9 protein-coding genes are annotated in these 13,797 nt (G+C 71.0%); 6 read left to right on the forward strand and 3 right to left on the reverse strand.

The window, feature by feature from the left end:
• The first annotated feature begins 2 nt into the window (after positions 1–2).
• The 5 genes from AOK03_RS04595 to adhE all read left to right on the forward strand — a co-directional run bounded on the left by AOK03_RS04595 (position 3) and on the right by adhE (position 7,290).
• A complete protein-coding gene (locus tag AOK03_RS04595) occupies positions 3–788 on the forward strand; it encodes a DUF1684 domain-containing protein (protein WP_055563848.1) in 786 nt (261 codons plus the stop codon).
• Between the two features lie 269 nt (positions 789–1,057).
• Positions 1,058–1,960 (forward strand): S1 family peptidase, encoded by a 903-nt coding sequence (locus AOK03_RS04600; RefSeq protein ID WP_055563849.1) that lies wholly within the window; start codon positions 1,058–1,060, stop codon positions 1,958–1,960.
• Positions 1,961–2,120: 160 nt separating this feature from the next.
• Positions 2,121–3,056 carry a slipin family protein gene (locus AOK03_RS04605; RefSeq protein WP_055563850.1) on the forward strand — a complete coding sequence of 312 codons (936 nt, stop codon included), beginning with the start codon at positions 2,121–2,123 and terminating at the stop codon, positions 3,054–3,056.
• Positions 3,057–3,336: 280 nt separating this feature from the next.
• Positions 3,337–4,416: a S1 family peptidase gene (locus tag AOK03_RS04610; RefSeq protein ID WP_055563851.1), complete on the forward strand. Its 1,080-nt coding sequence runs from the start codon at positions 3,337–3,339 to the stop codon at positions 4,414–4,416.
• 261 nt (positions 4,417–4,677) lie between these two features.
• Positions 4,678–7,290, forward strand: a complete 2,613-nt coding sequence (adhE, locus tag AOK03_RS04615) for a bifunctional acetaldehyde-CoA/alcohol dehydrogenase (RefSeq protein WP_055563852.1) — start codon at positions 4,678–4,680, stop codon at positions 7,288–7,290.
• An 85-nt stretch (positions 7,291–7,375) separates the two neighbouring features.
• Here adhE and AOK03_RS04620 read toward each other — a convergent pair whose 3' ends face one another.
• From AOK03_RS04620 to AOK03_RS04630, 3 genes are read right to left on the reverse strand one after another with little or no spacing between them, the layout of a single operon-like run.
• Positions 7,376–8,524, reverse strand: a complete 1,149-nt coding sequence (locus tag AOK03_RS04620; protein WP_055563853.1) for an AAA family ATPase — start codon at positions 8,522–8,524, stop codon at positions 7,376–7,378.
• Positions 8,525–8,576: 52 nt separating this feature from the next.
• Entirely contained in the window at positions 8,577–9,239 is a 663-nt protein-coding gene (locus tag AOK03_RS04625; RefSeq protein WP_055563854.1) for an acetate uptake transporter, read from the reverse strand.
• Positions 9,236–10,285, reverse strand: coding sequence for a hypothetical protein (locus AOK03_RS04630; protein ID WP_055563855.1), 1,050 nt, complete (start codon positions 10,283–10,285; stop codon positions 9,236–9,238). The genes AOK03_RS04625 and AOK03_RS04630 overlap by 4 nt, the downstream gene beginning before the upstream one ends.
• Positions 10,286–10,470: 185 nt before the next feature.
• Between AOK03_RS04630 and AOK03_RS04635 the strand changes: the two genes are divergently transcribed.
• The coding region (locus tag AOK03_RS04635; RefSeq protein WP_055563856.1) for a DNA polymerase III subunit alpha at positions 10,471–13,797 on the forward strand (3,327 nt) is incomplete at its 3' end.

A 13,797-nucleotide genomic window follows, 5' to 3' on the forward strand; every position in this document is an offset into this window, starting at 1 on the left:
CTATGACGGACGCCGTACAGGACTGGAAGCACTGGCACGAGCAGCGGACGGAGACGGTGTCGGCCCCCTACGGGCCGCTCGCCCTCACCGGCACGCACTGGCTCGCCGATTACCCGGAGGGACACCTTCCGGGTATCCCCGGGCACTGGGTGGACACGCCCGACGCGGTCCTCCTGACCGCGACCCCCGACGAGGGCCTCACCGTGGACGGACAGCCCCTGACCGGGAAGGTCCGCCTCGGCGCCGACAGCGGCCCGGTCGCCGACGCCCGCGTCGCGCTCGGCGGGCGGCGTCTCGTCGTCTTCCGGCGCGAGGGCCTGTGGGCGGTGCGCGACTTCGACCCGGACGCCGCCGCGCGTCGTGTCTTCCGAGGCATCGAGGCCACCGCGTACGACCCCCGCTGGGTCGTGCCGGGGCGCTTCACCCCGTACGGCGAGGACCGCACCGTCACGGTCGGCAACGCGGACGGCAAGGAGCGCGGGCTCGGACTCGGCGGTGAACTCTCCTTCCGGCTCGGGGGAGTCGAGCACACCCTCCAGGTGAGCGTCGAGGCCGACGGATCGCTGTGGGCGGTCTTCGCGGACGCCTCCAGCGGGCTCTCCAGCTATCGCTTCCGCTTCCTGCGGCCCGCCGCGCCCGAGGCCGACGGCCGCACCACCGTCGACTTCAACCGTGCGCTGCTGCCCCCGTGCGCCTTCGCCGACCACTTCATCTGCCCCTTCCCGCCGCCCGGCAACACCCTGCTCAGCGAGATCGCGGCGGGTGAGCGGAACCTTCGCGACCGCTGAGACGTCAGAGCACTCGAACGGGCGCCGGCGCGCCCGGCGGGTGCCGCGAGCCCCGGTGGCGTACGACAGGTACGACCCACCGGGGCTGGCCGACATGAATCGGTCGACGGCCGAAAGGCGCCCTTGTGCGGCTCGTCCCCGCCCCTCAATACTCCCGAGCAGCGCTTGTCAGGAGCACGGCGTATCCGGAATCCGGGCTGTCTCTTTGGCTGCGCCTCACGGGTCCTCAACCCACAAGGACCCACTGACTTCCCTCGGGAGGAACAAACGTGAGGATCAAGCGCACCACTTCCCCCAGTGGCATATCGAGACACACCCGTCTGCTGGCCGTGGCCACCGGACTCGTGGCCGCCGGAGCTCTGGCCGTGCCCGCGGCCACCGCACAGGACGGCGCGGCGGCGTTCAGCGCGGCACAGCTGGAACAGGCCAGTGACGCCCTCCTCGGCGCCGATGTCGCGGGCACCGCCTGGGGCGTCGACCCGAAGACCGACCGGATCGTCGTGACCGCCGACAGCACGGTCTCCAAGGCCGAGATCGCCGAGCTCAAGGACGCGGCAGGGTCCAATGCCGACGCACTGAAGATCGAGCGCACGCCGGGCAAGTTCCAGAAGTACATCTCCGGTGGCGACGCCATCTACGCGAGCAGCTGGCGCTGTTCGCTCGGCTTCAACGTGCGCAACGGCAGCACCTACTACTTCCTGACCGCCGGTCACTGCACCGACGGGGCGACCACCTGGTGGTCCAACTCGGCGAAGACCACCGTGCTCGGCACCACGTCGGGCTCCAGCTTCCCGACCAACGACTACGGCATCGTGAAGTACACGAACACCTCCGTCACCAAGTCCGGCACCGTGGGCAGCCAGGACATCACCCGCGCCGCCGACGCCACCGTCGGACAGAACGTCACCCGGCGCGGTTCCACGACCGGCACGCACAGCGGCCGCGTCACCGCCCTCAACCAGACCGTGAACTACGGCGGGGGCGACGTCGTCTACGGCATGATCAAGACCACGGTCTGTGCCGAGCCGGGCGACAGCGGCGGCCCGCTGTACTCGGGCTCCACGGCCCTCGGCCTGACCTCCGGCGGCAGCGGCAACTGCTCGTCGGGCGGCACCACGTTCTTCCAGCCGGTCACCGAGGCGCTGCGCGCGTACAACGTCAGCGTCTACTGACCGCGGCCACCGGCACGGCGGCCGCCGACGCGGCCGCCACCGACAGCCACCGACACAGGCCCCCGTCCGGACACCGGGCGGGGGCTCGCTCTTGCCCGGGGTGCGAGCTACCTTCGAAGAGAGCGCGCAACACGCCCAATTCGGACCCTGGGGGGCCGGCATGGTCGAGGAGCTGGTGGCGGTGGGGCTGACCCTCGGGTCGGTCGGAGCGGTCTACGCGATGGCGGCGGCGCGCGTCATCAAACAGTACGAGCGCGGTGTGGTGCTGCGCCTCGGAAAGCTCCAACGCTCCGTGCGCGGACCGGGATTCACCATGATCGTGCCCATGGTGGACCGGCTCCACAGGGTCAACATGCAGATCGTGACGATGCCGGTGCCCGCCCAGGACGGCATCACGCGCGACAACGTCACGGTGCGCGTCGACGCCGTCATCTACTTCAAGGTCGTGGACGCCGCCGAGGCGGTCGTGGAGGTCGAGGACTACCGCTTCGCGGTCTCGCAGATGGCGCAGACGTCGCTGCGCTCCATCATCGGCAAGAGCAATCTGGACGACCTGCTGTCCAACCGCGAGAAGCTCAACCAGGGCCTGGAGTTGATGATCGACTCCCCGGCGATCGGGTGGGGCGTGCAGATCGACCGCGTCGAGATCAAGGACGTGTCGCTGCCCGAGACCATGAAGCGGTCCATGGCCCGCCAGGCCGAGGCCGACCGCGAGCGGCGCGCCCGCGTCATCAACGCCGACGCCGAACTGCAGGCCTCCAAGAAGCTCGCCGAGGCCGCCCACGAGATGTCCGAGGAGCCCGCGGCGCTTCAACTCCGGCTGCTGCAGACCGTGGTGGCCGTCGCGGCCGAGAAGAACTCCACCCTCGTCCTGCCCTTCCCGGTGGAGCTCCTCCGCTTCCTGGAGCGGGCCCAGCAGGCCCTGCCGCCGCAGGCGCAGACACAGCCGCAGTCGCAGACACAGGCGCAGGGGAACCACGCGGAGGCGCCCTCAGTGGCGCGTGCGGAGCGCGTGAAGCTGCCGGATTCCGGAGCGCCGGACGCGGAAGTCGGAGAGCTGGGGCCGCCCGAAGGGTCGAAATCCGGACAGGACTAGACCTTACAGGCTGGCGATCGTTCCTTGCGCGGGGTGTTTGCAACGGGAACCGACGTGGCGTGACCTGGCTCACTCGACTCGCGCGGGGCGCGCGGGAGTCGTCGTGCGCGCGACCTGAAGTAGACCTTGTGTGCCACCGGAATGCATCGGGATAGTTAGCGAGGCCAATTTGGCATGGACGCGGCTACTTCAGCGTGGCAATTCCGTGCCGCGTAAGCCCTCGCGGCCCGTCAGGCCCCCACGCCGGACGGGTCGATCCCCCCACAGGAGGTCGTGAGCCTTGAAGCACCGACGCATACCCAAGCGGCGTGCCGCCGTGGCAGGCGCGGGCATCGCCGCGCTGGTCGCCGCGGGAGTCACCTTCCAGACTGCGAACGCGAGCGAGAACTCCCCCACCCCCACCCCCGACACCCTCTCCGTGGCGAAGGCCGGAAAGCTCGCCTCGTCCCTGGGCAAGGATCTCGGCGCGGACGCCGCGGGCACGTACTACGACGCGAAGGCCAAGACCCTCGTCGTGAACGTGTTGAACGAGAGCGCGGCGGACGCCGTCGAGTCGGCGGGCGGCAAGGCCAGAATCGTCGAGAACTCCCTCGCCGAGCTGAAGAGCGCCCGTGCGACGCTCGATGACAAGGCGGCCGTGCCCGGGACCTCGTGGGCGATGGACCCGACCACCAACAAGGTCGTCGTCACGGCCGACCGCACGGTCAAGGGCGCGAAGCTCGACAAGGTCGACTCGATCGTGAAGAGCCTCGGCGGCAAGGCCGAACTCAAGCACAGCAAGGGCGAGTACAAGGCCTTCATCGCCGGCGGCGACGCGATCTGGGGGAGTGGCTCGCGCTGCTCGCTCGGCTTCAACGTCGTCAAGGGCGGCCAGCCGTACTTCCTGACGGCCGGGCACTGCGGCAACGCGGTCAAGAGCTGGTCCGACTCGCAGGGCGGCCAAGAGATCGGCGCCACCGAGGAGTCCAGCTTCCCGGGCAACGACTACGCCATCGTGAAGTACACGGCGGACACCCCGCACCCGAGCGAGGTGAACCTCTACGGCGGCACCCAGGCGATCAGCAAGGCCGGGGACGCCACGGTCGGCCAGAAGGTGACGCGCAGCGGCAGCACCACCCAGGTCCACGACGGTGACGTCACCGCGCTCGACGCCACGGTCAACTATCAGGAGGGCCAGGTCGACGGTCTGATCCAGACCACGGTCTGCGCCGAGCCCGGCGACAGCGGCGGCGCGCTCTTCGCCGGTGACACCGCGCTCGGTCTCACCTCGGGCGGCAGCGGCGACTGCTCGTCCGGTGGCGAGACCTTCTTCCAGCCGGTTCCGGAGGCCCTTTCGGCCTACGGTGCGGAAATCGGCTGAGTCTGCGGAACGCTTGACGCCCCGCCCCCGCGAAAGTGGGGGCGGGGCTTTTTCCGGATTTCTTGTGAAAACTTTCACAAGCGCTCAAGGGTCCAAAGCCTCTTGGAGTTCATGCAGCTCAGAGCTGGTTTGTCAGGTGGGTCCGATCCCCGGAAAGGACCTTCTGCCCGGAGGGTGAGGCCCTTTTCGGCGCCTTGGTGGAGGCGTACAGGTGTGGAATTGGAGGCGTAGCGAAAAGGTCTCAACGAAGGAGTGCCCGCCATGCAGGCCAAGGAGATGGTGGACGGACTGGTCGGGAGGGCGCTCGCGGCGCTCGACCGGTTCGCGTCGTACGACCAGGAGCAGGTCGACCACATCGTCAAGAAGGCCTCCCTCGCCGCGTTGAGCCAGCACGGGGAGCTCGCGCGGCTCGCGGTCGAGGAGACCGGCCGCGGCCTGTTCGAGGACAAGGCCGTCAAGAACCTCTTCGCCTGCGAGCACGTCGTCAACTCGCTGCGCGGCCTGAAGACCGCGGGCGTCGTCTCCCGCGACGACCTGAACGGCGTCACCGAGATCGCCGAACCGGTGGGCGTCGTCTGCGCGATGACCCCGGTCACCAACCCGACCTCCACCACGATCTTCAAGGCGCTCATCGCCCTCAAGACCCGCAACCCGATCGTCTTCGCCTTCCACCCGAGCGCCCAGCGCTGCTCCGCCGAGGCCGCGCGGATCGTGCGGGACGCGGCGGTCGAGGCGGGCGCGCCCGAGGACTGCGTGCAGTGGGTCGAGGAGCCCTCGATGGAGGCCACCGGCCTCCTCATGCACCACGAGGGCATCTCCACGATCCTCGCCACCGGCGGCAACGCGATGGTGAAGGCCGCCTACTCCTGCGGCAAGCCCGCGCTCGGTGTCGGCGCGGGCAACGTGCCCGCGTACGTCACCCGGAGCGGCAAACTGCGGCGGGCCGTGCACGACATCGTGCTCTCCAAGGCCTTCGACAACGGCATGATCTGCGCCTCCGAGCAGGCCGCCATCCTCGACGCGGAGATCTACGACGAGGGGCTCGCGGAGTTCGAACGGCTCGGCGCGTACGTCGTCACGGCGGCCGAGAAGACCAAGCTGGAGGAGTTCGTCTTCGGCACGACCGCCTTCGCCAACAACTGCTCGGGCGCCAAGCTGAACGCGGCCGTCGTCGGCAGGTCCCCGCGGTGGATCGCCGAACAGGCCGGGTTCGAGGTCCCCGAGGGCACGTCGGTCATCGTGGCCGAGTGCGCCGAGGTCGGCGAGGGCGAGCCGCTCACCCGCGAGAAGCTCTCCCCGGTCCTGGCCCTCCTGAAGGCCGACACCACCGAGCACGGCCTCGAACTCTCCGCTCGGATGGTCGAGTTCCACGGACTCGGGCACAGCGCCGCCATCCACACCGAGGACGAGGAGCTGGCCGAGGAGTTCGGCAGGCGCGTCAAGGCGGTCCGCGTCATCGTCAACGCGCCCTCCACCTTCGGCGGCATCGGAGACGTCTACAACTCCTTCCTGCCCTCGCTCACCCTCGGCTGCGGTTCGTACGGACACAACTCGGTGTCCAACAACGTCTCGGCGGTCAACCTGGTCAACATCAAGCGGATCGGACGGCGCAACAACAACATGCAGTGGTTCAAGGTCCCGCCGAAGATCTACTTCGAGCGCAACGCGCTGCGCTACCTCGGCGAGATGGACGGCATCGAGCGGGTCTCGATCGTCACCGACAAGACCATGTCGGACCTCGGCTTCGTCGCCCGTGTGACCGACATCCTCGCGGCCCGCCCGTCGGCCGTCACCGTCCAGGTCATCGATAACGTGGAGCCCAACCCGGAGCTCTCCACCGTGCGGGCCGGAGCCGCGCAGATGCGGGACTTCGGACCGGACACGATCATCGCCCTCGGCGGCGGCTCACCGATGGACGCGGCCAAGATCATGTGGCTCATGTACGAGCACCCGGAGGTGGAGTTCGCGGACACCAAGGAGAAGTTCTTCGACATCCGCAAGCGGGCGTTCAAGTTCCCCGGACTCGGTGCGAAGGCACAGCTGGTGGCCGTTCCGACCACGTCGGGCACCGGCTCGGAGGTCACCCCGTTCGCGGTCATCTCCGACCCGGAGGCCGCCCAGAAGTACCCCCTCGCCGACTACGCGCTCACCCCGAACGTCGCGATCGTCGATCCCGTCCTGCCGATGCGGCTCCCCGCGACCGTCACCGCCGACTCCGGCTTCGACGCGCTGACCCACGCCACCGAGGCGTACGTCTCGGCCTACGCGAACGACTACACCGACGGGCTCTGCCTCCAGTCGATCAAGCTCATCTTCGAGAACCTGGAGCGGTGCGTCGTGAACGGGGCGGCGGACCCCGAGGCGCGCGAGAAGATGCACAACGCCTCGACGGTCGCGGGCATGGCTTTCGCCAACGCCTTCCTCGGCCTGGTGCACGCCATGGCGCACACCCTCGGCAACACGTTCCACGTCGCCCACGGCCGCACCAACGCGCTGCTCCTGCCGCACGTCATCCGGCACAACGGCACGGTGTCCGGCAAGGCGACGCCCTGGCCGAAGGCCGAGGTCTACCGGGCGCCGGAGCGCTTCCAGGAGATCGCCCGGATGCTGGGCCTCGCCGCGGCGACGCCCGGGGAGGGAGTGGAGTCCTATGCCCGTGCGGTGGAGGAGCTGCGCGCCAAGTGCGGGATTCCCGCGTCCTTCCAGGAGGAGGGTGTCGACGAGGCGGCCTTCATGGAGGCTCTGCCGCAGCAGGCGATGAACGCGTACGCCGATCAGTGCGCGCCCGCCAACCCCCGTATGCCGATGATCGATGAGATGCAGCAGCTGATGCGTCAGGCGTACTACGGGAACAGGAACGGGGAGGGTCTCTGATCCTCGTCGCCGACCGCGTCGTGTGTGGCTGGTCGCGCAGTTCCCCGCGCCCCTGAAGGGGCCGCCCTTGACCGGGCGGCCCCTCTCAGCGTTTCGGCCAGTACCACAGCGGTTCGTCCAAGAGGCTTTCGCGGCCCGCCACCGTCGTCCGGCCCGACTCCTTGAGCAGTTCTATGGAGTTGACGTCGACGCGATGGCGGGCCGCCCCCTTGGCCACCGCCTCGGCGAGCGGGTCGGCATGGGTCACCAGGACGATCTGGGTGTCCTTCGACGCCGTGAGGATCAGGTCGGCCAGGGGGCGCAGGAGGTCGGGGTGCAGGCTCGTCTCCGGCTCGTTCAGGACGAGGAGGGACGGCGGGCGCGGGGTGAGCAGCGCGGCCGTCCACAGCAGATAGCGCAGGGTGCCGTCGGACAGCTCGGCGGGGCCGAGCGGGCGCAGGAGTCCGCGCTGGTGCAGCTGGAGCTCGAACCGCCCTCCGTTGTCGACGACTCGGACGCTGCTGCCGGGGAAGGCGTCCGCCACCGCTTCGTCGAGCGCCTCGTCGTCGCCGATCTCGCGGATGGTCTGCAGGGCGGCCGCGAGGTCCGCGCCGTCGTGGCCGAGGACGGGGGTGCGGGTGCCGATGCGGGCGGCGCGGGCGGGCGCGTCGGCGTCGGTGCGCACGTGGTCGTAGAACCGCCAGGAGTGGATCTGCTCGCGCAGCCCGATCAGGTCGGGGGCCAGCTGCGGGTCGGCGAACTGGCTGAGCATGCTGTCGTACGGACGGATGCCCTGGGAGCGGTGCCAGCCGCCGTCGGCCGTGCGGGTGCGCACCGCGGGGCCCGCGCGGTCGCAGAGCAGCGCGGCGGGCCGCAGGACGGGCCCGGCCCAGGTGGACTCGCGCTTGATCTCGGGGTCCAGGGCGAACATGGAGGGGGCGCCGCCGGGGCCCGCGCCGCTGGACTGGGGGATGCCGAAGTCCACCGCGTACCCGAACTCGTCGCCCGCGAAGCCCAGGCGCAGGGCGGCCGGTTCCGCCTTCCGCTCACCCGCCCACATCACGGACGGCAGGCCGCCCTCGCGGGCCAGGGCGGCGACCGCGCCGCCCGCCGCGGAGTCGGCGAGCAGGCGCAGGGCGCGGTACAGGCTGGACTTGCCCGTGCCGTTCGCGCCCGTGATCACGTTCAGCCGGTCCAGCGGGACGATCAGTTTGCGCAGGGAGCGGTAGTTCTCGACGGCGAGTGTGCGGATCATGCGTTTCAGCTTCGCATCCGGGTCTGACAATCCCCCTCGGGGAGCGGCCCGATCAGGTCTCGGGCACGGCGTCCGGCGCGTCGGGCGCGAGGAAGCGGCCCATCGGCAGGACCGGGCGGCCCCAGGTGGAGGCCATCACCTGTCCCGCGAGCAGATAGAGCGCCCCGGCGCTGGCGCCGAGTCCGAACCAGCCCGCGACGCGGTTCCAGCCGACCGCGCCGGTGAAGCCGTTGCAGGTCATCGCCACGAAGACGACGAGCACGCAGGTGAAGGTGAGCAGCAGCGCCAGATGGATGCGGAAGCTCGCCATCCACAGCACGAAGACCACGAACACCCAGGGGAGCGTGAACAGGCCCATGGTGTCGCCGCGCAGCGCCGGGTCGAGGCCGGGCAGCACCCAGAGCAGCATCAGGGACTTCGCCATCCAGAAGAGCCCGAAGCCGCCGAAGACCGTGGCGTGCCAGGTGTCGCCGCGCTGGGCCTGGAAGAGCCCGGCGAGGAGCTGCGCGAGCCCGCCGATGAAGAAGCCCACCAGGGGCACGACCGAGTGCAGGAGCTTCTCGGGGAAGACGCCCGCGTCGATGCCGGTGGCGATCATCGTGACGACGATGAAGCCGGTGAGCCCGAGCGGGCCCAGCTGGGCCTGCGCGGTGGGCTCCATGCGCTTGACGGAGACCGCCTGGGCGGCGGGGCCCGTGCGGTGCGGAAAGTTCACGCGATGCCTTTGCCGAATCCGCTGGCGGTCAGGTCGATCGAGCCGCTGTTGCCCTTGTTCCTGGTCCGGGCGGACAGGGCGAGGGTGACGACGACGCCGAGGACCGCCCAGGCGGAGAGGACCAGCAGCGGCCGGGTGACCGAGTTCCCCTCGAAGTACGCGATGGAGCGGGCCACCCAGGTGCCGGCGCCCGGCGGCAGCCAGGGCCCGATCGCCTCCCAGAAGGGCGGCAGCATCGGCAGCGGGAAGGCGCCGCCCGCGCTCGGGTTGCCCGCGATGACGATGAGCAGGACGGCCAGGCCGATGCCCACGATGCCGGTGAGCGACTGCAGGGCGAGCGTGATCGCGCCTACCCCGAAGATCACCAGGGCGCCGAGGCCCCACAGGCCGAGGACGCTGCCGGGCAGGGCGCCGAGGATCGGCCCGATGATGATCGCGCCGCCGAGCCCGCCGACGATCGAGTAGAGCGCCATGGTGCCGAGCCTGATGACCGCGCGCGGCACGTTGGCGGCCCGGGAGCCCGCGCTGATCGCGAGGATCGACGCGCACAGGTAGCCGCCGACGCACCAGCCGACGACCAGGTAGAAGGACGAGAGTCCGTTGAAGTCCTGGCCCGATGCGGGGGCCACGTCGACGGTCTTCACCGTGCGCTTCTCGGCCGCGTCGACGTCGGTGGCGAGCGTGGTGAGGGTCCTGGAGAGGGCGGTGCCGCCGCCGGAGGCGACCAGGAGGGTGTCGGTCGTGCCGCGCGGGTCGACGAGCAGGGCGCCGTCGATGTCGCGGTTCATGATCTGGTGGCGGGCCGCGGCCTCGTCCTTGAGGACGCGCGGGTCGAGCGGGTCGCCGGGGAGCTTCTTCAGCCGGTCGGCGGTCTGCTCGGCCGCGGGACCTGGGGCGACGACTCCGAAGGGCACGTCCGTCGGTTTCGGGTTGTGCAGGGCCCCTACGTAGGAGGCGATGAACAGCAGCTGGAGGGCGAGTACGCCGATGACGAGCAGGGCTGCTCGCGGGGTGACGGCGCTCTTCAATTCGTCGGCGAACCTCATGGGTCCACGCTCCGGTGTACGGGACGTTTGCGCAGGTGGGATGGGCCGAACGGACGACGTGACGGATGGCTGGAACAGGCCTTGCGAGTGAATCGAACGTATGTGTCGTACGTGAGTTCGAAACTGGTCTATGGTGGAGGCGGGGGATGCGAGATCGGATCGGTTCAGGGTTTCAGGAGGTGCGTGTGCTCGGCTTCACGCATCTGCACACCGTCTCCGGGTTCTCCCTGCGGTACGGCGCCTCGCACCCGGAGCGGCTCGCCGAGCGCGCCGCCGAGCGGGGCATGGACGCCCTCGCGCTCACCGACCGGGACACCCTCGCGGGCGCCGTCCGGTTCGCCAAGGCCGCGGCCGGGGCGGGCGTGCGGCCGCTGTTCGGGGCCGAGCTCGCAGTGGGGGAGCCCGCCCCCGCCAAGGGCGAGCGGCGCCGGGCCTCCGTGCGTGGTGGTGCCTTCATCGACGAGTCGACCCCGCGCGTCACCTTCCTCGCCAGGGACGGAGCCACCGGCTGGGCCGCGCTCTGCCGCCTGGTCACCGCCGCGCACCGTGACGGCACGGCGGCGGGGCAGCCCGTCCTGCCCTGGCAGGAGAACCACGGGGAGGGCCTGACCGTGCTGCTCGGCCCCGCCTCCGACGTGGGCCGCGCGCTCGCCGCGGGCCGCCCCGACCGGGCCGCCCGCCTCCTCGCCCCCTGGCGCGAGCGGTACGGCGACGCGCTGCGCCTGGAGTCCGTCTGGCACGGCCGCGAGGGCACGGGCCCCGGCTCCCTGCGGCTGGCCGCGCGCACCGTCGGCTTCGCCGCCGAGCAGGGCGTGCGTCCCGTCCTGAGCAACGCCGTGCGCTACGCGGACCCCGGCCAGGGCCCGGTCGCCGACGTCCTCGACGCCGCCCGCCGCCTCGTCCCCGTCGACCCGACCAAGGAACTCGACAGTGGCGAGCGGTGGCTGAAGGGCGCCGCCGACATGCTGGGCATCGCCGAACGCGTCGTCGAGGCCGCGGGCTTCCGCCGCGACACCGCCCACCGCCTCGTCGAACAGACCCGGACGGCCGCCGCCGAGTGTCTCGTCGACCCCGAGGACGACATCGGCATCGGCTCCGTACGGTTCCCCGAACCGCACCTCGTCGGCGCGGGGCGCCGCACCGCGCAGCGCGTCCTCGCCTCGCGGGCCGCGGCGGGCATGGTGCTGCGCGGCTACGACTCCCGGCGCGCGTACTGGGAGCGGATGCACCACGAGCTGGACATCATCGACCACCACGGCTACGCCTCCTACTTCCTGACGGTGGCCCAGGTCGTCGACGACGTGCGCGACCTGGGCATCCGGGTCGCGGCGCGCGGCTCGGGCGCCGGCTCCCTGGTCAACCACCTCATCGGCATCGCGCACGCCGACCCCGTCGAGCACGGGCTGCTCATGGAGCGGTTCCTGTCCAAGCGGCGGCACGTCCTGCCGGACATCGACATCGACGTGGAATCGGCCCGCCGTCTGGAGGTCTACCGCGCGATCATCGGGCGCTTCGGGACCGAGCGGGTCGCGACGGTCGCCATGCCCGAGACGTACCGGGTCCGCCATGCCGTGCGCGACGTGGGCGCCGCCCTGTCCATGGACCCGGCCGACATCGACCGGATCGCCAAGGCCTTCCCGCACATCCGCGCCCGTGATGCCCGCTCCGCTATGGCGGAACTGCCCGAACTGCGCCAGATCGCACAGGAGCTGGGCGACCGCGACCGCCTGTGGGACCTCGTCGAGTCGTTGGACGCGCTGCCGCGCGGGGTCGCCATGCACCCGTGCGGGGTGCTGCTCTCCGACGCCTCGCTGCTCGCCCGCACCCCCGTGGTGCCGACCAGCGGCGAGGGCCTGCCCATGTCGCAGTTCGACAAGGACGACGTCGAGGACCTCGGCCTGCTCAAGCTGGACGTGCTCGGCGTGCGGATGCAGTCGGCGATGGCGCACGCGGTGACGGAGGTCGAGCGGGCCACGGGCGCCGCCGTGGACCTCGACGACCCGCGCCAGGTGCCACCCGGTGACCCGGCGACGTACCGGCTCATCAAGTCCGCCGAGACGCTGGGCTGCTTCCAGATCGAGTCGCCGGGCCAGCGGGACCTGGTCGGGCGGCTGCAGCCCGCGACCTTCCACGACCTGGTGGTCGACATCTCGCTGTTCCGGCCGGGGCCGGTCGCCGCCGACATGGTGCGGCCCTTCATCGAGGCCAGGCACGGCCGCGCGCCCGTCCGTTACCCGCACCCCGACCTCACGGAACCGCTGAAGGAGACGTACGGCGTCGTCGTCTTCCACGAGCAGATCATCCGGATCGTGGACATCATGACCGGCTGCGGGCGCGACGAGGCGGACCGGGTGCGGCGCGGGCTCTCCGACCCCGAGTCGCAGGGCCGGATCCGCTTCTGGTTCGCGCAGCACGCGGCGGCCAGGGGGTACGACGCGGAGACCATCGGCCGCACCTGGGAGATCGTCGAGGCCTTCGGCTCGTACGGCTTCTGCAAGGCGCACGCGGTCGCCTTCGCCGTGCCCACCTACCAGTCGGCCTGGCTGAAGGCCCATCACCCGGCCGCGTTCTACGCCGGGTTGCTCACGCACGACCCCGGGATGTACCCGAAGCGGCTGCTGCTCGCGGACGCGCGGCGGCGTGGGGTGCCGATCCTTCCCCTGGACGTGAACCGGTCCGCGGTCGCTCACCGTATCGAACTGGTGTCCGGTTCTGAGGGGGCTCCGGACCGGTGGGGGCTGCGGCTCGCGCTCTCCGACGTGCACGGCATCAGCGAGGCCGAGGTCACCCGGATCGCCGACGGGCAGCCCTACGCCTCCCTCGTCGACTTCTGGGAGCGCGCCAGGCCCTCCAAGCCGGTCGCGCAACGGCTCGCGCAGGTCGGCGCGCTCGACGCGTTCGGCGCCAACCGCCGTGACCTGCAGCTCCACCTGGCCGAGCTGCGGCGTGGCGCGCGGGGTGCGGCCGGTGCCCAACTGCCGCTGGCCGGTGGGCGGCGGACGGCACCCGCGGGCCTGCCCGACCTGGACGACGCGGAGCGGCTCAGCGCCGAACTGGGCGTCCTCGGCATGGACTCCTCGCGCCACCTCATGGGCGACCACCGGGCCTTCCTGGAGGAGTTGGGCGTGTTCAGCGCCCGGCGCCTGCGCGAGGCCGAGCACGGCGCGACCGTCCTGGTCGCGGGCGCCAAGGCCGCCACCCAGACCCCGCCGATCCGCTCCGGGAAGCGCGTCATCTTCACCACCCTGGACGACGGCACGGGCCTGGTGGACCTGGCCTTCTTCGACGACGCCCACGAGCGATGCGCGCACACCGTCTTCCACTCCTGGCTGCTGCTCGTACGCGGTGTGGTGCAACGCCGCGGACCGCGCAGCCTCAGCGTGGTGGGCGCGGCGGCCTGGAATCTGGCGGACCTGGTGGAGGTGCGCGCGGAGGGCGGCCTCGACGCGGTGGCGCAACGCCTGGCGGAACCGGAGAAGGAGGAGAAGGAGGAGAAGGAGGAGAAGGGGGAG

It is taken from the genome of Streptomyces atriruber, from assembly GCF_001418325.1.
Classification (GTDB): Bacteria; Actinomycetota; Actinomycetes; order Streptomycetales; family Streptomycetaceae; genus Streptomyces; species Streptomyces atriruber.